This is a genomic window from Arthrobacter pullicola, from assembly GCF_014836875.1.
GTDB classification, from domain to species: Bacteria; Actinomycetota; Actinomycetes; order Actinomycetales; family Micrococcaceae; genus Arthrobacter_B; species Arthrobacter_B pullicola.
In genome coordinates this window covers 106,336-124,624 of record NZ_JACSQC010000008.1, presented here as the reverse complement: position 1 = coordinate 124,624, position 18,289 = coordinate 106,336, and the positions used below count along the sequence as shown (strand labels likewise).

The 18,289-nt window shown below is 67.1% G+C and carries 16 protein-coding genes; 5 read left to right on the top strand and 11 right to left on the bottom strand.

The features are described from left to right. Positions 1 to 81 precede the first annotated feature (81 nt). On the top strand, positions 82 to 720 hold the full coding sequence (locus H9638_RS15375; protein ID WP_191748867.1) for a peptidyl-tRNA hydrolase: 639 nt from the start codon (positions 82 to 84) through the stop codon (positions 718 to 720). Here the strand turns inward: H9638_RS15375 and H9638_RS15370 are convergent. Together H9638_RS15370 and H9638_RS15365 are read right to left on the bottom strand one after the other, a co-directional pair. Then, on the bottom strand, positions 717 to 1,160 hold the full coding sequence (locus tag H9638_RS15370) for a hypothetical protein (RefSeq protein ID WP_191748865.1): 444 nt from the start codon (positions 1,158 to 1,160) through the stop codon (positions 717 to 719). The two genes, H9638_RS15375 and H9638_RS15370, sit on opposite strands and share 4 nt — an antisense overlap. 97 nt (positions 1,161 to 1,257) lie before the next feature. Then, on the bottom strand, positions 1,258 to 2,010 hold the full coding sequence (locus H9638_RS15365; RefSeq protein WP_191748863.1) for a hypothetical protein: 753 nt from the start codon (positions 2,008 to 2,010) through the stop codon (positions 1,258 to 1,260). Between the two features lie 175 nt (positions 2,011 to 2,185). Here H9638_RS15365 and H9638_RS15360 point away from each other — a divergent pair, with 175 nt between their 5' ends. Beyond that, a complete protein-coding gene (locus H9638_RS15360; protein ID WP_191748861.1) occupies positions 2,186 to 2,494 on the top strand; it encodes a hypothetical protein in 309 nt (102 codons plus the stop codon). Positions 2,495 to 2,520: 26 nt separating this feature from the next. On the opposite strand, the gene nhaA is transcribed toward H9638_RS15360, so the two are convergent. The 5 genes from nhaA to H9638_RS15335 form a co-directional block, all read right to left on the bottom strand. Continuing rightward, positions 2,521 to 4,347, bottom strand: a complete 1,827-nt coding sequence (nhaA, locus tag H9638_RS15355; protein ID WP_191748858.1) for a Na+/H+ antiporter NhaA — start codon at positions 4,345 to 4,347, stop codon at positions 2,521 to 2,523. Positions 4,348 to 4,386: 39 nt separating this feature from the next. Beyond that, positions 4,387 to 4,770 carry an RNA-binding S4 domain-containing protein gene (locus tag H9638_RS15350; RefSeq protein ID WP_191748856.1) on the bottom strand — a complete coding sequence of 128 codons (384 nt, stop codon included), beginning with the start codon at positions 4,768 to 4,770 and terminating at the stop codon, positions 4,387 to 4,389. Positions 4,771 to 4,783: 13 nt separating this feature from the next. Beyond that, a complete protein-coding gene (locus H9638_RS17115) occupies positions 4,784 to 5,674 on the bottom strand; it encodes an HNH endonuclease (RefSeq protein ID WP_191748854.1) in 891 nt (296 codons plus the stop codon). 44 nt (positions 5,675 to 5,718) lie between these two features. Further along, on the bottom strand, positions 5,719 to 6,009 hold the full coding sequence (locus H9638_RS15340; RefSeq protein ID WP_191748853.1) for a DUF1540 domain-containing protein: 291 nt from the start codon (positions 6,007 to 6,009) through the stop codon (positions 5,719 to 5,721). A gap of 116 nt (positions 6,010 to 6,125) precedes the next feature. After that, on the bottom strand, positions 6,126 to 6,971 hold the full coding sequence (locus H9638_RS15335) for a hypothetical protein (protein ID WP_191748851.1): 846 nt from the start codon (positions 6,969 to 6,971) through the stop codon (positions 6,126 to 6,128). Between the two features lie 98 nt (positions 6,972 to 7,069). Between H9638_RS15335 and zapE the strand changes: the two genes are divergently transcribed. Then, positions 7,070 to 8,134: a cell division protein ZapE gene (gene zapE, locus H9638_RS15330; protein WP_191748849.1), complete on the top strand. Its 1,065-nt coding sequence runs from the start codon at positions 7,070 to 7,072 to the stop codon at positions 8,132 to 8,134. 9 nt (positions 8,135 to 8,143) lie between these two features. On the opposite strand, the gene H9638_RS15325 is transcribed toward zapE, so the two are convergent. Together H9638_RS15325 and H9638_RS15320 are read right to left on the bottom strand one after the other, a co-directional pair. Further along, complete coding sequence (locus H9638_RS15325; protein ID WP_191748847.1) at positions 8,144 to 9,088, bottom strand: coiled-coil domain-containing protein; 945 nt, start codon at positions 9,086 to 9,088, stop codon at positions 8,144 to 8,146. Continuing rightward, the gene (locus tag H9638_RS15320; RefSeq protein WP_191748845.1) at positions 9,085 to 9,456 is read right to left on the bottom strand and encodes a DoxX family protein; all 372 of its coding nucleotides are present in this window, start codon (positions 9,454 to 9,456) and stop codon (positions 9,085 to 9,087) included. Before H9638_RS15320 ends, H9638_RS15325 begins: the two co-directional genes overlap by 4 nt. Positions 9,457 to 9,769: 313 nt before the next feature. Between H9638_RS15320 and H9638_RS15315 the strand changes: the two genes are divergently transcribed. Next, positions 9,770 to 13,723 carry a lamin tail domain-containing protein gene (locus tag H9638_RS15315; protein ID WP_191748843.1) on the top strand — a complete coding sequence of 1,318 codons (3,954 nt, stop codon included), beginning with the start codon at positions 9,770 to 9,772 and terminating at the stop codon, positions 13,721 to 13,723. Between the two features lie 168 nt (positions 13,724 to 13,891). On the opposite strand, the gene H9638_RS15310 is transcribed toward H9638_RS15315, so the two are convergent. Both H9638_RS15310 and H9638_RS15305 read right to left on the bottom strand, forming a co-directional pair. After that, the gene (locus H9638_RS15310) at positions 13,892 to 14,935 is read right to left on the bottom strand and encodes a LacI family DNA-binding transcriptional regulator (RefSeq protein ID WP_191748841.1); all 1,044 of its coding nucleotides are present in this window, start codon (positions 14,933 to 14,935) and stop codon (positions 13,892 to 13,894) included. Positions 14,936 to 14,940: 5 nt separating this feature from the next. Beyond that, positions 14,941 to 16,665, bottom strand: a complete 1,725-nt coding sequence (locus tag H9638_RS15305) for a glycoside hydrolase family 13 protein (protein ID WP_191748839.1) — start codon at positions 16,663 to 16,665, stop codon at positions 14,941 to 14,943. A 280-nt stretch (positions 16,666 to 16,945) separates the two neighbouring features. On the opposite strand from H9638_RS15305, the gene H9638_RS15300 reads away from it, so the two are divergent. Next, positions 16,946 to 18,232, top strand: a complete 1,287-nt coding sequence (locus H9638_RS15300) for a sugar ABC transporter substrate-binding protein (RefSeq protein ID WP_066301830.1) — start codon at positions 16,946 to 16,948, stop codon at positions 18,230 to 18,232. Positions 18,233 to 18,289 lie beyond the last annotated feature (57 nt).

Below are 18,289 nucleotides of genomic sequence, written 5' to 3'. Positions count from 1 at the left end.
GACGGTACCCCGGCGCAGCGCTGCGGGGGTACAGCAGACCGCCTGCTCCGGCTGCCGCCCCGGCCATGGCAAGCTGGAGGGGTGCACCCCAGCGATACTGTCCAGCCGATACTCCTGCGCGTTGATAAGGAAGAGCCGGCCGCGCACTGCGATGCGATAGCCGCAGCCGCCGTCGCCGGTGTGCTGGCGTATGCGAACCGGACCGGTGACGCGGCCTGGGAAGACTGGGTGACCGGCCGCTTTACAAAGACCGTGCGGCGTGCGGGCCCCAAGCCCTTCGCAAAGCTCTGCGCCCAGGCTCCCTCCGGCATCGTGCAGATCGGGGCGGCGGAAGCAGCCGCGTTCGAGCCGCAGCGGTATGAGGATATGCCACGGGCACTGCGGGCGCTGCAGGTGTCAGGAACGCAGCTGCCGGTCACGGAACCAGCACCTGCCGCTGCAGGGTCGCCCCTGATCATCCTGAACCGGGATCTGTCCATGTCCACAGGCAAGGCGGCTGCGCAGGCTGCGCACGCCCTGCTGGCATGGTTCCTGGAGCTGGACGCCGGTCAGCAGCAGGCCTGGGCAGCCCAGCCCGGGGCGGCCGTGCAGGAAGTTCCGCAGCGCGGCTTTTCCGCCCTGCACGGACACCGGGGTGCGGGGCCGCTGATTGTCGACGCCGGTCTGACCGAAATTGATCCGGGCACTGCTACGGCGTTTGTCGCAGCGCCGGTCCGCTAACTGTTCCGGGAAGAACCGCCGCCGGGGAAGTCCTCTTCTGCGGCCCTGAGGATTGCTTCCTCGTCGCCGAGGACATCGACCGGGCGCTTTCCCTGAAGCACCTTGCTGGGGCGGCAGAACCACAGCACCAGCTCCTCGTCCGTCCAGCCGGACAGCCGGCCCTGCCGCACGATGTCCTTCACCACCGGGACCATCCGGGCCCCCGCCTCGTCGAACTGGAACCCCGGGTAGAGGAACGTCCCCTTGTCCGCGATGGCCAGGACCTTTGCTTTGCCCGTCAGGTGCCTGGCCCGCAGGTTATCCGGAGCGCCAAACCGGAGCCGTTCAGCGAGCTCACTGACCGTGTACAGGCCAAATTCCCTGCCGATGGACCGCCACCGGTCATCGGCCGGACGCTGCTGCCCGCGGGGACGGGGCTGTTTTGGTCCCTGTGCCGTCATGGGGGCAACCGTACGCGCCTGGCCGCGCCGAGGGCAGCCCCGGGGCGGGAACCGGGAGGGGGAAGCCCTATTCGGAACGTTCCCCCGTGCTGCCGGATCAGGCGCGAACGGGAGCTGTTCCGAGCATTCGGGCATGGCGGGCATGGGCTTCAAGTCCCGCTTCGGCAGGAGCAGGCAGGTCGATGATGCCGCGCAGCGACCCGCGCAGGCTGCGGTAGGCGCCGTCGACCTCCGACGGCGAAGCCGCACCGTCGAGGATGAGGTTCAGGGCTGTCCGGGCGGTCGCGAGCTTGCTCCGCTCCTGGTCCGTCAGCTTTGACTGGCCGCAGCGGCGGGCGTAGTTTTCCGCCGTCCGCAGGGCCACCTCGAAGCGGTCCACGGCTAGATGCAGGCGGGCCGGATCGGAACCTCGTTCTGCTTCACGAATGCCCTGCATGGCCACGAGGACCTCCCTGATCACCGGATCGGAGTAGTCGGTCATCACCGGATAGTCGATCAGCAGGGCAACATCGGTTTCATACCGGGACCAGGCAACAAGTGAGGAATCCCGCCGGCGGCACGCGGCCTCCCAGGAACCGGCTCTTGCCTGGGCCTCGGCCCGGGCGGTGCGCCTGCCCCGGAGAGCCCTGGAAGTTCTTTGCGCTCCGATAACCAGACCTGTGAGAGCCCCGATCGCCAACGGCGGCACGGCAAACGCGAGGGCGAAGGTGTACGCCGGCGGAGCGACGCCCCAGATGGTCCAGGCGGCGAAGCTGATCAGCGCATAGACCGCCAGGACCAGCATCCCTGCCGTGAAGGCGAAAAGAACCAGCGCAGCCGCAGCCACTTTCCGGACTATTCTCTTCAGCATCCCCACAGGATAGCCGCCCAAGCTGGATCACGGCAGGGAATGCGGGCAACCGGCGGGCAGCATACGGTGTGGTCCCGGAGTTGCAGTGGATCCCGGAAAGGACACGCTGCGATTTGTGCCAAGCTTGTGGATTTCCACAGCCGACCTTCAGGTGCATCTACCTATGGTCTGGTGCATGGGGACTTACAACACACTTTCACGGAAGACCTGGGCAGCGAATACCTTCACCCCGCAGCCCGGGATGGTCACCTCCGCAGCCCGGCGGCTATCCGCCTGCGGGGCGCAGGAAGCTCCGGTGCTGCGGCCGCTCGAACCAGGCCAGGTGTATGTCACCCGGAAGGGCACTGCCTACCACCCCGGCTGGTGCCAGGTAGTGCAGCGGACCTGGGAATTCAACCGCCCAGCCCTGCAAATCTGTGCCGCCGGGGACGCCGGCAGCCGCCGGCTGTGCAGGTCCTGCGAGAGCGACTCAAAGAACCCCTGAATCTTCCGGCCTTTGGCCTGGAAGATTCAGGCACGGCCTGCGCGGGTAGTTTCAAGCGAACGGATCAGCTCGGCGGCGTCGTACGGGCCCCGGTGCCGGACACCGTTCACGAAGAACGTGGGCGTTGAATGCAGGTCCATGGCTTCGGCGTCCAGGGCATCATCCCGCACCCGGTTCACAACGCCGGCGGAACGCAGATCCGATTCGAAGCGGTCAAGGTCCAGTCCAAGGCGCTCTGCCAAGCCCAGCAGGTCCTCCGGATTCAAATGATCCTGGTCCTCGAAAAGCGCGGAGGCATAAGCCCCGAAGCGCCCCTGCAGGGAGGCAGCTTCCGCCGCCTCCGCGGCCAGCACCGCATGGGGGTGGACCCGGGTGAGCGGCAGGTGCCGCCACACCCAGCGGAGCTCCCCGCCGAAGTGCTCGCGCACCTCGTCGACGACGCCGGTGGCCCTGCTGCAGAACGGGCACTCGAAGTCTCCGTACTCCACCAGGGTCAGCGGCGCGTCCGGGTTGCCGAACACATGATCCCGGCCAGGGTCCACCGGCCTCGCCAGATGCTTGCCGACCGGCTCTATCGGTGCCCGTGCCTCGAGCACCTTAAACACCACGGTGCCCAGCCCGAAGGCCAGCAGTGACCCGGACAGCACCCCGACCCGCGCCTCGTTCTGAGCTGCGGGGTCATCGATGGCCAAACTGATAATAAAGAGCGAAATGGTGAACCCGATGCCGGACAGCGCCGCTCCGCCGGCGATCCGGCCCAGTGTCAGGCCCGGCCCGAATTCGCCCGCTCCCAGCCGCCGGAGCAGGGCGGAGATACCGAAGATGCCGGTGAATTTACCCAGCGCCAGGCCTATGGCCACGCCCCAGGTGAGCGGGGACCTGGCAGCTGCGGCGAGCGTGCCGCCGTCGAGCTCCACGCCCGCGTTTGCCAGCGCGAAAAGCGGCAGGATCAGGTAGGAAACCCAGGGAGCCAGGGCGCTTTGCAGCCGCTCATTGATGGAAATGGACTCCCGCAGGCTCCCGGCTGCCGCACGTGCGTACTCCGAGTTGGGCGACTGCCGGAACGTCTGCGCGAGTTCCAAGGCGCGTTCCACCTCGTGCCGGCGGGGAGCGAAAACCGGAACAAACAGGGCGACGGCGACACCCGCCAGGGTGGGGTGGACACCGGCGTAGTAGAACGCCAGCCACGTCGCCGCTGCCAGGACGGCGTAGGCCGCGCCCCGGCCGCGGGGCAGGTACCGGGAGGCGGCGACGGCGGCCAGCCCGGCGAAACCGGCAACGAGCGGCAGCAGCTCCAGATGGTCCGTGTAGACCAGGGCAATAATGCTCAGCGCCGCGACGTCGTCCACGACTGCCAGGGTGAGCAGGAAGATCCGCAGCCTGCCGGGGAATCTCGGTCCTACAATGGCCAGCGCTCCAAGCAGGAAGGCTGTGTCCGTGGAGATCACCACGCCCCAGGCGTGGGCGTACTCCGTACCTCCGGCTATGAAGAGGAAGATCAGAGCGGGAACGGCAATACCGGCGGCTGCGCCAGCCACCGGCACGACGGCGCGGGAACGGTTGGTCAGTTCTCCGAGCGCGAATTCGCGGCGCACTTCCAACCCGACGGTGAAGAAGAAAACGGCCATGAGCAGATCGTTCACGACTTCCTGGAGCGTCAGTTCCAGGTCCCAGCTGCCCGCCCGCAACTCAACGGTCGTTTCCCAGAATTCTGAGTAGGTGAAAGCCCAGGGGGAATTAGCCCAAAGCAGCGCCAGCAGGGTAAAGGCAAGAAGCAGGGACGCGGCCCGTTTTTCCTGGCCCATGGCGCCCAGGCGCTCGAGCAGCCCGGTGACACTGCGGCTGCTGGACATCTGCTGGTCCTTCCTCCGGGACGGATCCTGCGTCAGAGACTAGCGCTCACCGCGGAGGCGTTCCATCTCCCTGCGGTCCTTTTTGGTGGGGCGCCCGGTGCCGCGGTCCCGCTGCGGCAGGCCAAGAGCCGGTGCCGGGGGACGTTCCGGGGTGTGGTCGGTGAAGCAGTGTGAAGCGGCTTCGGCGCCAACGCGCTTGGAGATGAGGGCCCGGACCTCGAGGATCCGTTCGAACCCGGGCTGCCGGACACGGATGCTGTCCCCGGGCTGGACCGGCTGCGCGGCCTTTGCTGCGTTGCCGTTGAGCTTGACATGGCCCGCACGGCACGCGGCGGTGGCAGCGGAACGGGTTTTATAGGCACGGATGGCCCACAGCCAGGCGTCGATCCGCACGCTCTTGGGGGTGCTGGTTGGAATGCTCATGATGGTCCCGAGTTTAGTCCGGGCGCCGGCTGCGGGTCCCGAGCAGCCGGGCCGCGTCTTTCTGCGCCTGCATTGCCTCCGGGGAGAGGAGCATCCCGTCCACGGCTGCGGATGGGAGGGTGCCGCGCTGCTCCTCGAGCAGGCGCCGGAGCTCGGCGGGGGTGTAGGGATCAGGGGAGCAGGCATGCGCCATGGCATGGCAGTTGGGGCACAGCGGAACCAGGTCCGTCGCCGGGTCCAGCTCGTAGTCTTCGTGCACCAGGCGCGGCGGCACAATGTGATGGGCCTGCATCAGATCCGTACCTTCAGGGCCGAAGGCGGCGGCAAAATCGAAGCCGCAGGCCGAACACACCGGACCGTGGTGGACCAGGCAGATCCGGACAGCGTCGGGGTCGTTCTCATAGCGGCTCGCCAAGGACCAGCGCAGGGCCTGCTGCGGCAGCGTTCCCGGGATGGGTGACGTGGGCTGGCTTGGAACGCGTGCCGTGAGCCGCGCCCATGCGGCGCGCAGCGCATCTCCGGCGCCGCGGTCGAGCACCGTGATGCCGGCGTCGCTGTCCAAGGCCCCCGGTGGCAGGTCAGGCAACAGCTCCGACAACGGAATCTGCTCTCCCAGCGGCAGGAGCAGGTCAATATCCACGTCCGCGAAGGTGAAGAATGTGCCTTCGCCCGGGTCAGCGATTTGGTAGGGAAAGGAGACGACGACGCCGTGACCGGCTACGGCCGCAAACTCGCCGGGAAGCACGAACCAGGTATCGGAGCCGGGTTCCAGGCCGGGGTTCCCGGAGATTTCCCACACGACCCGGAAGAACCCGGCGTCCTCAGCGCCCGCTGCCGCCTCGGAAAAGTCCGGTTGCCAGGCCTCCGGCCACACCGGGTCCCAGCCCAGCAGGACAGCGGTCACCGGCAGCTCCGGAAACGGCGTTTCAATGTGTCCTCAAAGTGGTCTCAACGCGGCTGGTACGTGAGGCAGTCGGCGAGTTCGGCGCCGGGACCGACACGCACATCATGCGCATCGCACATCAAGTGATCGTTGAAACGGCATTCGCCCCGCTGGCAGGCACCAACGGTCGCAAGGACCTTGGGAAGCCCGCCGGTTGCAGAGGTATCGATGAACGTCGAGCAGCTGGCGTGTTCCGGGGTGCCGCCGACGGTAATCGCGTAGGCTGTGCAGCCGTCGTGGTTGAAATCGCAGTTGTGGACGGAACAGTCGGAGACGGGTGCTACGTGCTTAGTCATGGTTCCTCCCGTGCAGTTGCCGGAGTACTTCTTGCCTGAATTCCGAACGTACCACCGTTGACGGCGAATAATTAGCACGAATTTTCAGGCCCTAATTCACCCCGGCACCCGGTTAATTACTGGCGCAGGAGCGTCACCGTAGCCAGCACCACCGTGACGGTGAGGGCCAGGCGCAGCAGGAAGGACGCTTCCGGGTAGCCGCGCCGCAGCACGGAAGGCAGCCGCCCGCTGGGTGCCGGCCAGGAGCGTGCGTCGCAGCGGATAACCGTAATGGTAAAGGTGATGGCGCCGCCCACACCGCAGACAGTGGTCAGCATTCCCACCAGCTGGCTCTCCGCCGTAAGCCCGCCGGAGAGCAGCACACCCACAGCCAGGCCCAGGGCACTGCCCCGGCCCACGAAGTCCAGGTAGCGGCCCATGGCTGGCAGGAAGACGCTCAGGAACCGGCGGGCAGCGGGGCCGCGCAGCAGTGCGCCGGCGGCATTGGTGTGCAGCGGCCGCACAGCAGCCAGTTCAGCGAGGGTTTCCGCACTCCGGACTGCGGGTTCCAGCTCTGTCAGGGCGCGGCTGAGCAGTTCCTCCTGCCCAGGCACCAGCTCAGGACGTTTGAGCAGTGCCGCCAGGGAGTCGGCCGCCCGGCGGCGCTGCACGGTGTCGGGCCGTGACAGCCGTGCCCGCTCAACCCGGCGGAGCCAGCCGCCGTCCGTCCCGCGCAGCATCAGCCGCGGATCGGCAACCGAGCGGACCGCTTGCCGCGCATAGGCGGCGGTATTCTGCCGGCCGGCAGGAACCCCGGTGCGCAGTTCCGCGGCGCGTGCCGAGACCAGTTCAAGATAACGGTCCTGCAGCGCAGGCAGTCCGGTGTTGTCCCAGCATGCCCTGGCAACTATGAACACCCCAAAGAGAGCGGACACCAGGGCTGTTGCCTGGGCAACGGTCCAAAAATCCAGGACTGCCAGCAACTCCCGCACTTTCGCCCCCACCCTCGTATGGATATCCAACAAAATCCTGCCACAGGACTGCATTTGGAGCCGCTCCGGAGGGTCGGTATAACCGGTATATGACCTCTGCGCAGCTGGACCATCTGATCGAGGCGCTGATCCGGCAGGCGGAGGAAGCGGGAATGGAGCTCGACGCCGGGCAGCGGGCTGTGCTGCCCGCCCTCGCCCGTGCGGGGCGGGCCGCCGCGGGCGGTTCCGCAGAGCCTGCTCCGGGCAGTTCCGTGTATCTGTGGGGGCCGCCGGGACGGGGCAAAACCTGGCTCCTCGACGCGTTTTATGCCTCCGTGCCGGTGGCCCGCAAACGCCGCCTGCATTTCCATGATTTCTTCCGTGAACTCCACGCCCGGACCTTCGCCGGCTACGGGCGCCCGGGGTACCGGCAGGGTTCAGCCTTTGCGGACGGACTGGACGCGCTTCTGGGCGACGCCCGGCTGCTCTGTTTCGACGAGTTCCATGTCAACGGGCCCGCCGACGCTGCGTTTGTCACCCGTCTGCTGGAGCAGGTCCTTGACCGCGGGATCGTGTTGGTGGCGACGTCCAACTATGCGCCGCGGGAGCTGCTCCCTGACCCGATGTTCCACCACCTCTTTGAACCAGGCATCGAACTCATCACTAAGAACCTGCACGTAGCAGCGCTGGACGGCGGGGTGGACTACCGCTCGCTTTCAGACGGCCGACGCCGCCGGTCCGGGTTCGCTTCCGGACACCACCTGCGCCACGCCGGGACGGACCTGCTGGCCGCTGCGGGCCTGCGCCCTCCCGCGGCGGGGGAGGCCAGGGCCCTGAAACCAGGCACCGTGCCCCTCACCGCGGACCGTGCTGGACACGGCCAGATCTGGTTCCGTTTCGCCGAGCTGTGCGGGGCCCGTTCTGCGGCTTCCGACTATCTTGCGCTCGCAGCTGAGCACCCGCACTGGGTGGTTTCAGCCGTTCCCCAAACCACCGATGCCGGCCCCGACGCCTGGCAGCGGTTGGGCAACCTGGTGGATGTCCTGTACGACGCGGGCTGCCGCCTGGACGTGATTGGCTTCAACGACTACGACGGCGTGTTCCCCGGCAACGCGCACGAGGCTGACCTTGCCCGGATCCGCAGCCGCTTTGGCCTGCTCTGGGTCCTGGGGTAATCCCGGCGCTCAGCGCAGGGAGTCCAGTTTGGTTTCGGCTTTCTCCACTGCGCGGCGGGCCGCCCGGGCCTCGCGGCGGGCTGTATCGCGGGATCGTTCCAAGGTGCCGCGGCGCCGGTCCACCGCGCTGACACCGCGTTCGAGTTCACGGATCCGCTCTTTGAGTTCGTCTATCTCATCGGTCAGCCGGTCACGGGCTGCAGTTTGTTCTTCCAGGTCCGCCAGGATGGATGTGAGCCGGGCCTCTGCCTGCCCGGCTGAGTCCCGCGCCGCAGCCAGCTCCTTTTCGGCGGCCCCCAGAGCCTTGGCCTGATCGGCCTGCTGCTGCCGGATTGATTCGCTGTCCTTGGTTTTCGCGGGGGCCGCCTGCCGGCGTGGCTCCCGTTTTTCGCTGCTGCCGGCGGCGACCAGCGGGAAGGCCGAATCCGGGTCCGCCACCGCACCGTCGAGGTCCACCGGTTCCCACCCGTTGGCTTCCAGACTGCGGACCAGGCGCCCCGATGCCAGCGCGGCGGCGGCGTCCGCGTCCGTCATCGCAGCCCACAGGGTCTGTTCCACCTCGGCCGCCACGGCCGTGCTGACCGGATGGCCGGCTGTGTCGGCAAGTTCCCGCGCCTCACGGGCCAGGGCACGCAGCATGCGGTGCCGTTCGGCATTGAGCCTTCGCAGTTCCTCGCGGTCCAGATCCTGCTGGGCCTCCCGAAGCGAAGCACCGAGGCCCAGGACCTCCGTGATGGCACGGCTGCGCTCGCGGACCAGCAGGTTCGTCAGCCAGGCCGCCGCTGATGGTTTGGGCAGGGCCTTGAGCCGCTGACCCAGTTCCTTATCGCCGCCGCGGGCAGCCGCAGCCGAGGCGCTGTTGCGGGCTGCCGTGAATTCCGCGGGCAGCAGCCCGTAGAGGCCGGTCACGGTCTCTGCCGGGCCGGTTCCGGCGGAAGCCCCGGTGGTACTCATCCCGGATAGGGGCCGAACCGGCCGACCGCCACGAAGACGTTTACCACCAGCAGGATCGCCGGCAGGGCCACACGCTGGCGCTCGCCCCGGCGGATGTGGACCACGACGGCGCCGGCCATCATGACTGCCAGGGCGGACGCAGCGATGGGGGTGAGAATGGGTGCGATGTCCGTGGCGGCCGGCAGCAGCAGGCCGATCGCTCCGAGGATTTCAGCGACGCCAATGAGCTTGACCGCCCAGGCCGGGAAATCGGCCGGCCAGCGAAGCACCCGGACCAGTTTCGAATACGGCTGAACCAGGCGCATCGCGCCCAAGCCAAAGTAGAGCAGTGCCATAACGATCTCTGCCACCCATAGAAACACCAGCATTGATGATCCTTCATTCCCCCTGAGTTGCCGGAAGCCCGGCACCGCCATCCTATCCAGCCGGGCAGACGCGCGTAACACTTTTCGCTCCGTTCACCCGGCGTCCATTTGGGATGGGGACACTCGGCCTGTCTACCTCCCCAGCCGGGCACGCCGAGGCGCCGCGCCGGGCTCCAGTGAAAGGCCACACAACGTGTTACCCCAAAGACAAGCGAGCACCCGGGATGCAGGGTCATCCCGCCACCGCTCCCAGCGATTAGCCGCACGCGCTGCGGGTGCCGCGCTCCTGGCGTCAGTGCTCGGGCTCGGAGCCGTGATGCCTGCCCAAGCGGCGCTGCCCCTGCGCTTCGACGTCCAGCCAGGTTCGGACGTGCTGATTAGCGAGGTGGCCAACGGCGGGGCGGGTGCCAACCCCCAGTCCAACCGGGCTGCGGCCAGGAACTTCATTGAGATCACCAACTACGGCAGCGGCCCGATGGACATCTCGGGTTGGAAGATCTTCCGCTGCGGGCAGACCGGCGGCGGCTACGGCCCGCAGGCAGTGATTCCGGACGGCACCGTCCTCTCGCCCGGAGACCAGTTCACCGCGGCCAGGGATACCTCCGGGTACACCGCCGATGCCTTCTATGGCACCAGCCTGCATGACTTCGGATTCGGCGCCTTCCTGGAGGACGCCGGCGGCCAGCGGGTGGACGCTGTGGGTTTCTACCATCCCGACGTCGCCACCGACTGTGAGCTGGACGGAAAGTGGCTGCACCGTTCCCTGCAGCACCGCCTCGACGAGTCCCATCAGCGGGTTTCAAACACCGGCGATCTGGAGCAGGACTGGGTGATCGCCACCCGCACCGTGGACGCTCCGAACGCAACGGCCTCCACTGTTAAAAGCGCCGGCAACGGCCTGCGCGTCACGGAGCTGACCAACAGCGGCTCCGCCTCCACCTCGGACCAATACGTCGAAGTTACCAACCTCGGCGACGCCCCCGTGGATATGTCCGGCTACCAGCTCTTCCGCTGCGGCGAGAACGGCACGCAGTACCTGCAGGTAGGCGCGGTTGCTTCCGGGTCCGTTGTCCAGCCCGGGGCGAGCTTCCTCTTTGCGCATGCAGCCGGCGCATACCGGGACCAGGCGGACGCTACGTACGCCACCGGCATGCACTGGAGGGACTTCGGCGCTATGCTGCTGACCGCTGACGACGAGATCGTCGACGGTGTGGGTGCCTACGACAACCGCAACAGTTCCTGCACCACGGGTGCGCCGGTGGAGCAGAAACTGAATGCCTTCGACAACGAGGTGTACCACCGGGTCTCTGACACCGGGAACAACGCCGTGGACTTTGCCGTCACCACCGCCCGGACCCCGGGAACGCACGACCCCGGTGCCGTGCTGGAGACGGCCTCGGTCTCGGAGTACACCGATGTGGCGTTCAGCGAACTGACGGCCGCAGGTCCGCAAGGCAGCAACGACGAATTCGTTGAGATTGCCAACTATGGTTCGGCTCCGGTCAACCTCTCGGGTTTCTCCGCCCACCGCTGCTACGGCACCGGCCAGCCGGGCCTCGGGGCTGAGGCGCAGGTGGCGGACCTCGGTGACGTGGTGCTGCACCCGGGCCAGACCTACCTGATGGCACCCGCCAGCGCCCCGGCGGAGCTGCGCGCAGCGGCCCAGGCAACCTACGCCACCGGCTTGAACCAGGCCGATGGCTACGGCATGTACCTCACCGACCCCGACGGCGCCCGGGTCGACGCCGTCGCCGTCTACGATCTGGGCGTTAATGCCTACACCCCGTGCCGCCAGGGCGAGGAAGTGCGCAACTACACCAAATTTGAGGAAGGCGGGAGCGTTACCCGCGCCCGGCACACCGGGGACAACGAAAACGACTACGCCATGGCTTCCCGCACGCCGGGTGTCCTGCAGGACGCCGTGTACGTCGACCCCGCACTTCCGCTGCCGGGCGAACTGGATCCTGTTTCCCTGCCCGCGAACTCCGTCCCCGGCACTCCCGCGGTTTCGGGCGGTGAGGGAAACAGCCTGGCCGCGGAAATCAGCGTCTCCGATGCTGACGGAGGCCAGCTGGAGGTCAGCACCCGGGTGGCTCCGGTCCTCGGCACTGATAAAGCGGTGGTCCGCGCGGGCATCAGCAGCCTTCCCGTTCCGCTCTCCCTCCAGATCGAAGGCGAACAGGTCCTTCCCGACGCCCGTGGACTGGAAACCCCCGGCACGGCAACGGGTTTCCCGTTCCAGCGCTTCGAAATCCCAGTGGACGACGCCGCTGCGGAGTTCGTGTGGAGCGGCACCACGGAGCCGCGCAACGAAATCCAGCTGCTCGCCTGGACGGGTACAGCATGGGAGGCCCTGGACGCGGCCGTTCCGAGCGCCGACGGGAACATCACCCTGACCGCCCCGCTGCCGGCCGCGGCCCTGGCCGGTGGAACAGCGGACGTCCTGGTGATCGACGGTCCGCGGACCACCGGCGGCCTCCTCGAGGAAGGCGGGGTCACCGACCAGGCCTTCGCCGACCCGAGCCAGTACGACTTTGCCGTGAACCACATGACCGACACCCAGTTCTACTCCGAGGGCTTCCGCGATGTTTTCCGCCGGATGACCAGCTGGGTGGTGGCCAATGCTGACGCCCGCAAGATCGAGTACAACTCGCTCACCGGGGACATCATCGAAAACTGGATCAACGGCAATAACTCCGCCGAACGCGCCAACCGCGAGTTCCAGTCCGCCCAGGACATCATGGGACTGCTCAACGATGCCAATGTGCCCAACGGTGTGCTGCCGGGCAACCACGACAATATGTGGGGGCACAACAACGACAAGTACAACGAGTACTTCCCGGTCAGCATGTATGAAGGTAAGGACTGGTACGGCGAGGCCTGGGCAGCGGGAGACAACTCCGCCCACACCGATTACTTCTCCGCCGGCGGCGTGGATTTCCTGGTGATCAATCTGCCCTACCGTTCCTCGGACGAGCAGATGGCCTGGGCCGCGCAGCAGGCAGCAGCCCACCCGGACCACAACGTCATCCTGGCCACGCACTCCTACATCCACACCAGCGCTGTCCGCGACAACATCGATCTTCGGTACACGGCTACCGGAGAGGAACTCTGGAATACGGTGGTCGCGCCCAATGACAACGTGTTCCTGGTGCTCGGCGGCCACTTCCACGGAACCGTGACCAACTACGCCGATCCGGTGACGGGCGGGCAGGTGGATGCCACCGACGTCGCGAACCAGACCTACGCGATCTCGAACGTTGGTGCCACCGGCCGCACGGTCGTGGAGATGCTGGCCGACTACCAGGGGTACCGCTCCACCCTGCTCGAGGACCCGGCCGCCACCCGCAGTGATCTGCTGGACCGGGACACCGGTTTCCAGCGGCTGCTGCAGTTCGACCTCGACGCCGGGCTGATGGCCGTCAACGCGTACTCGCCGACGCTGGATTCCTTCGAAGCCTGGAAGTATGACGAGCCTGCCTTCCGGGGGGATGCCGCCCGCTACGACGCTTCGGACGACGAGTTCGTAGCCGCCGTGTCGCTGCTGCGCAGCACCACCCTTTCCACCGGAACCTGGGCGCTCACGGGTGCCGGGTCCGTGCTGGAAACAGTGCAGCTCGAATCCGGCAAGCAGCACTCGGTGAAGTTTGAGCCTGCCGCGGCGGACCGTTTGTGGTTTGTTGAGGCCGCCGACCCCAGCGGCAACATGGTCCGCTCCGTTCCCCGGGTGCTGACGGGAACGGGAGATGCCGGCCAGGAACCGGATCCCACTCCCACTCCGGAACCCAACCCGGAGCCCACCACCCCGGCCCCGGATCCGAGTCCCACCCGGGACCCGGAGCCCACGCCGGCCCCGTCTGCTCCCGCGGTTCCGGGTCCCACCGGACCGGGAGCGGGAGTGATCCTGCCCGGCGCCGCCGCACCCCAGCCGGTGCCGAGTCAACGCAGCTATCCTGTGTGGCCTGCCGGTACGCTCCTCCCCAACCTCTTCGCACCGGCGGGCGGGGACAGCGGCGAAGAAACCGGTGCCGAGGAGGAATCTGCCGGGGAACCCGAGGAGAAGGCCCCCGCAGGGAAGCCGTCCGCAGCGCCGCGGGACCCGTCCACCACGGAAACCGGTTCCGGCAGTTTGCAGGCTGAAGAGGAGCGGGCCGACAGCTCCGGCGGGCTGAACCTCGGAGCCCTGGCCCTTGGCGCGGCGGCGGTCGTCCTGCTCGCCGGGGCGGGGCTCCTCATCGCCCGGCGGAGAGGATTTCCCTCCGGACTGTAGCGGCCGCGCCGCAGCGGACTGAACCCGCGATGTGAACGATTAGCTGCGGCCCTGCCGTCCTGGCGGGGCCGCAGCCAGTCTTTCTGTGCCGGGAGGGGTAGACACTCCGGCCGGGCTACGCGGTCATACCGCCTGCCGGGCCCGGGTTTCCACATCGATTGGTGGTTTTCAGGCCCGGAGGGTTGAAGGCACCGCGGTGCTGGAGCGCACCACGAATTCCGTGGGGTAGAACCCATGCAGCAGATCCTCCGGAACCGGGTGGTTCTGCAGCAGGGACAGGACAGCACCGACGGCGGCGGCGCCCTGGCCGGCCGGATCCTGGCTGATGGTGGTCAGCCCAAAAACCGCGGAGAGTTCATGTCCGTCGATGCCGATCACCGAGACGTCTTCGGGAACCCGAAGGCCAAGCTCGCGTGCGGCCAGGATGGAGCCAACGGCAATCTCGTCTGCGGCGCAGAAGATTCCGGTGATCCGGCTGGCAGGATCGGCCAGCAGGCGCTTCGCTGCGGCGAATCCTCCGGCGACGCTGAATTCGGAACTGCTGAGCCAGCGCGGATCCACTGCCAGCCCGGCTTCGGACATGGCCTGCAGATAGCCGTCCTGCCTGGTGCTGCCCAGCCCGAAGTCGCGTTCGAGTTCTTCACCGCCGCCAATGTGCGCGATCCGGGTGTGGCCGAGGGAAATGAGGTGCCGTGTCGCCAGCGCCGAGATGCTGAATTCATCGACACGGATGGTTGGTGTCTCTGGCAGCGGCCCGCCGATGGCCACGATTGGTTTGCCGACCTCCCGCAGCTGCCCAAGTTCCTCATCGGTCAGGCGCAGGGCCACCGTAATGACGGCATCGAGCCGTTTGCGGCGCAGCATCTCCTTCAGGACGCTCTCACGGTGACCAGGTCCGTCACTGGTGTTGTAGAGCGTGAGGTCATAGCCGGCCTCGATCAGCGCTGATGCTGCTCCTTCAAGGACCTGCGAGAAATACCAGCGCCCGACCGTGGGGATGACAATGCCGATGTTCCGGCTGCGCCCTGACGCGAGGGACGAGGCGTTATAGGAAATGACAAATCCAAGCTCGTCTGCCGCTTCCTGGACCTTGCGGCGCGTGGCCTCCGAAACCCTCCCGTTTCCGCTGAGCGCCCGCGAAACAGTCGCCGCCGAGACCCCTGCCAGGGCAGCCACTTCCTTGATACCTGCCCCGCGGGCGTTCCGTTCCACGCTGTTCAGGCTAACCGAAGCCACACGGCGGTGTCCGGAGCCAGGAAACCATCCCTGCCTGCTTCCGGCGCGCTGCTCACCAGCAGTTCTCCGGCCGGGAGTTCCACGGAAGAGGTACCCATGTTCATCACCACCAGCACCCCGTTGTTCAGGAAGGCGACAACGCCTTCGGCGTCGTATTCCGGCCACCACGCGAGCGAGCCGTGACCGAGGGAGAGCTCCCGCCGCAGCCGCAGGGCCGTCCGGTACAGGCTAAGGGTCGACGCCGGCTCCAGGGCCTGCAGGTTGCGCGCGAGTCCGCGCCACTCTTCGGGCTGGGGGAGCCAGGCTTTTCCGGTGCTGCTGAACCCGAACGACGGCGCATCCGCCGTCCAGGGCAGCGGCACCCGGCAGCCGTCCCGGCCCAACCGCTCGCCGTTGGTCCGGTGGAACGTCGGGTCCTGCCGGTGGCCATGGTCCAGTGCAGTGTGGTCGGGCAGGCCGAGTTCCTCGCCCTGATAGAGATAGACGCCGCCGGGCAGGCCGAGCATCAGCAGGCTTGCTGCCCGGGCCCGGGCCTGGCCGAGCACATGGTCGGGCTGGTTGTCCTCCGGACCGAGGCCGTCGCCGGAGCGGGCATGACCGCCGGTAAGCCCGAAGCGGGAGACGTGGCGGACGACGTCGTGGTTGGAGAGCACCCAGGTGGTGGGGGCACCGACCTTATCGAATGCCTTCAGCGAGGCTTCGATGGTGCTGCGCAGATCCCCGGCGTCCCAGGGGTGGTGGAGGTAGGCGAAATTGAAGGCCTGGTGCATTTCGTCGGACCGGACCCAGTCGGTGAGCCGGTCCAGCGGGTCGATGGTCGCTTCGGCGCAGAGCACGCGGTCGCCGTCGTAGTCCTCCAGGATTTTCCGCCAGGACCGGTAGATGTCGTGGATTCCGGCCTGGCCGAACATGGGTGCCTCGTGGCCGGGGAAGCCTTCGATGGAGGCGCCGTCGGCGCGGCCGCCCCAGTCCGGGAGGCCGGACTTCTTGATCAGGGCGTGGGCGACGTCGACGCGGAAGCCGCCGACGCCGCGGTCGAGCCAGAAGCGCAGGATCCGTTCGAATTCCTGGTGGACGGCGGGGTTGTCCCAGTTGAAGTCGGGCTGGGTGGAGTCGAAGAGGTGCAGGTACCACTGGCCGGGGGTGCCGTCGGGGTTGGTGATGCGGGTCCAGGCGGGGCCGCCGAAGTGGGACTGCCAGTTGTTCGGCGGGTTTTCGCCGTTTTCGCCGGTGCCGTCGCGGAAGATGAACATGTCCCGGGCGGGGGAGTTCTCCGGTGCGGCGAGGGCGGCCTGGAAGAGGGCGTGCTGGTCGGAGCAGTGGTTGGGGACCAGGTCAACGATCACGCGGATCCCGTGTTTCTTGGCGGTGGCGACCAGGGCGTCGAAGTCTTCGAGGGTGCCGAAGATGGGGTCTACGGAGCAGTAGTCGGCAACGTCGTAGCCGGCGTCTTTCTGCGGGGATTTGTAGAAGGGGGAAAGCCAGATCGCGTCGATGTCCAGTTCGGCGAGGGCGGGGATTTCGGCGGTGATGCCGGGCAGGTCGCCGATGCCGTCGCCGTGCAGATCGCGGAAGGAACGGGGGTAGATCTGGTATATCACCGAGGAACGCCACCATTGGCGGTCACGTTCAGCGGAAGCCTCATGGACGGGAACAGGGGAGGCTCCCGGCAGCAGTGCGGACGGGGCAGCGACGGAGCTAAGCATGCCTTGCATCCTAAGGGACACCGCGAGCCAAAATGCAAACGCTTGCGCAGAGTTTTGTGGTGTGTCGGGACTCGGCATTTCCGTTCCTGTCTGCAAAGTTGCTTCGAGAGTCGCCTGGCAAGCGGTTCATCAACATCGATTTGGGCTGTGACTAGACGCACAGTGTGCACGCGCTTACACTTTCTCCCATGCCGACGTCCGGTCCCCGGGCAGGCAAACAGCATTTCCCCGGCCCGCAAGGGCTTTCATCCCAGACCTAAACCACAGAAGAGGTACACCAATGAAGGTGCGCACAACGGGTACGCCGGCGTTTGGCCGGCGTACCTTTACTCTCGGTGCCGCGTCGGTCGCCGCAGCCCTGGTCCTCAGCGCCTGCGGCGGTTCCGACGCCGGTGAGTCCGCGGAACCCAGCGACCAGGCCTCCAGCGGAGCCACCACCCTGACCATGTGGGTAGATGCCGAACGCTCACCCGCACTGACCGACGTCGCTGCCAAGTTCAAGGAAGACACCGGCATCGAAGTCAAACTGGTCACCAAGGACTTCCAGCAGGTATCCGACGACTTCATCACCCAGGTTCCCAGTGGCAAGGGCCCGGACCTGATCGTCGGCCCGCACGACTGGCTGGGCAAGTTCGTCCAGAACGGCGTGGTCGCACCCGTCGAACTGGGCGATAAAGCCGGACAGTTCCAGGAGGCCGCCGTGCAGGCCATGACCTATGAGGGCAATACCTACGGCGTGCCGTACTCCATCGAGAACATAGGCCTGCTGCGCAACACCGACCTGGCACCTGTTCCGGCCGCGACCATGGACGAGGTCATCGCCAACGGCAAGGCAGCCGTGGCGGCGGGCGCCGAATTCCCCTTCCTTGTGGGGCTCGATCCCAAGCAGGGCGATCCATACCATCTCTACCCGCTGCAGACATCGATGGGAGCCCCGGTCTTCGGCACCGATGAGACCGGCAGCTACGACGCATCCAAGCTGGAGCTGGGCAACCCCGGCGGTGCCGAGTTCGCAGCAAAGCTGCTTGCCTGGGGCGAAGCAGGAGAAGGCATCCTGAACTCCAACATCACCCCGGACATCGCCAAGGAGAAGTTCAACGCCGGCGCCTCGCCGTACTTCCTCACCGGGCCGTGGAACGTCCCGGACGCCGAAGCCGCGGGCATTAACCTCGCGGTGGATCCGCTGCCCACTGCCGGAGACCTGCCTGCTCAGCCATTCGTCGGCGTCAACGGCTTCTTCATCAGCTCCAAGAGCCAGAATGCCCTGGCCGCGAACGAGTTCGCACTGAACTACCTCACCACCGAGGCCGTGCAGGACGCGATGTTCGAAGCCGGCGGACGTCCGCCGGCGCTGACCGCCTCGTTCGACAAGGCAGCCTCGGATCCGATCGTGGCCGCCTTCGGCGCGATTGGCGCCGAAGGCGTGCCGATGCCCGCCATTCCGGAAATGGAAGCTGTCTGGGCTGACTGGGGCGGTACGGAACTTGCCCTGATCAAGGGCGAGGGCGATCCCGCTGCAGCGTGGGCCGCCATGGTCTCCAACATCCAGTCCAAGATCAGCAAGTAGCGGCGCACAACACGCCGCAGGCATCAGCAGGGACCGGGCGGGTCATCCCGCCCGGAC

What these genes read in the sequence shown, in the direction of transcription:
- H9638_RS15370 (WP_191748865.1), bottom strand. Translation starts at nt 1,160, where the DNA reads ATGACGGCACAGGGACCAAAACAGCCCCGTCCCCGCGGGCAGCAGCGT.
- H9638_RS15365 (WP_191748863.1), bottom strand. Translation starts at nt 2,010, where the DNA reads ATGCTGAAGAGAATAGTCCGGAAAGTGGCTGCGGCTGCGCTGGTTCTT.
- H9638_RS15360 (WP_191748861.1), top strand. Translation starts at nt 2,186, where the DNA reads ATGGGGACTTACAACACACTTTCACGGAAGACCTGGGCAGCGAATACC.
- nhaA (WP_191748858.1), bottom strand. Translation starts at nt 4,347, where the DNA reads ATGTCCAGCAGCCGCAGTGTCACCGGGCTGCTCGAGCGCCTGGGCGCC.
- H9638_RS15350 (WP_191748856.1), bottom strand. Translation starts at nt 4,770, where the DNA reads ATGAGCATTCCAACCAGCACCCCCAAGAGCGTGCGGATCGACGCCTGG.
- H9638_RS15340 (WP_191748853.1), bottom strand. Translation starts at nt 6,009, where the DNA reads ATGACTAAGCACGTAGCACCCGTCTCCGACTGTTCCGTCCACAACTGC.
- zapE (WP_191748849.1), top strand. Translation starts at nt 7,070, where the DNA reads ATGACCTCTGCGCAGCTGGACCATCTGATCGAGGCGCTGATCCGGCAG.
- H9638_RS15325 (WP_191748847.1), bottom strand. Translation starts at nt 9,088, where the DNA reads ATGAGTACCACCGGGGCTTCCGCCGGAACCGGCCCGGCAGAGACCGTG.
- H9638_RS15320 (WP_191748845.1), bottom strand. Translation starts at nt 9,456, where the DNA reads ATGCTGGTGTTTCTATGGGTGGCAGAGATCGTTATGGCACTGCTCTAC.
- H9638_RS15315 (WP_191748843.1), top strand. Translation starts at nt 9,770, where the DNA reads ATGCCTGCCCAAGCGGCGCTGCCCCTGCGCTTCGACGTCCAGCCAGGT.
- H9638_RS15305 (WP_191748839.1), bottom strand. Translation starts at nt 16,665, where the DNA reads ATGCTTAGCTCCGTCGCTGCCCCGTCCGCACTGCTGCCGGGAGCCTCC.
- H9638_RS15300 (WP_066301830.1), top strand. Translation starts at nt 16,946, where the DNA reads ATGAAGGTGCGCACAACGGGTACGCCGGCGTTTGGCCGGCGTACCTTT.